This is a genomic window from Citrobacter sp. TBCS-14 (assembly GCF_005280805.1).
GTDB classification, from domain to species: Bacteria; Pseudomonadota; Gammaproteobacteria; order Enterobacterales; family Enterobacteriaceae; genus Citrobacter; species Citrobacter gillenii.
Map to the genome: position 1 here is coordinate 1 of NZ_SZWM01000058.1, position 203 is coordinate 203.

The following is a 203-nucleotide window of genomic DNA, read 5'->3' on the forward strand; positions in this document are numbered from 1 at the left end:
CCGGCGCGTTCAGGAAGCAGCCTTTATCGCCAACGGCCAGTACGGCCAGCGCGTTGGCCTGACCCATGGCCGTCATGCGTGTGCCTTCGATAGGATCGACGGCGATGTCGACCGCATCACCAAGACCGGTCCCGACTTTTTCACCGATAAACAGCATCGGCGCTTCATCAATCTCACCCTCGCCAATCACGATGGTGCCGTCG

The 203-nt window shown here is 60.6% G+C and carries 1 protein-coding gene; it reads right to left on the bottom strand.

All coding sequences use genetic code 11. The features are described 5' to 3' along the window. Positions 1–203 (bottom strand): fructose-bisphosphatase class II (locus FDX22_RS00320; protein WP_146716559.1); only part of this gene is annotated, 203 nt, incomplete at both ends.